The 372-nt window shown below is 46.2% G+C and carries 1 protein-coding gene; it reads left to right on the forward strand.

Features of this window, described 5'->3' with window-relative positions; genetic code table 11:
* Window positions 1–65: 65 nt before the first annotated feature.
* The coding region (locus HMPREF3027_RS09850) for a transposase (protein WP_371440875.1) at window positions 66–372 on the forward strand (307 nt) is incomplete at its 3' end.

Here is a 372-nt window from a genome sequence, read left to right on the forward strand (position 1 = left end):
AACACCGCAGATCGCCTTCGTGCAACAGTCTCAAGAAACATGTCTTGACAGACGGAGAAGGACTTGTGCATGCCCCCCCCACCACCTCTGCCAATGTCTCAGACACGACAGAATTTCCAACTCTCATAGAGAAAGGATCCCTTCAAAAAGGAGTTATGGTATTAGCCGATAAAGGGTACACCTCCAAGGCAAATAGAGAACATCTAGCTGGTCACGGGCTCAAAGATGGGATAATGAGAAAAGCGACAAAAGGGAAGCCACTTGGTGATAAAGATAAAGAATTCAACCGACAGATAGTCAGTATCAAAATAAAATTGAGCGTACCTTTGGAAGTATCCGACGCTGGTTTCACGGAGGGAGGTGTCGATATCG

The organism is Porphyromonas sp. HMSC077F02 (assembly GCF_001815465.1).
In the GTDB taxonomy this organism is placed as follows: Bacteria; Bacteroidota; Bacteroidia; order Bacteroidales; family Porphyromonadaceae; genus Porphyromonas_A; species Porphyromonas_A somerae.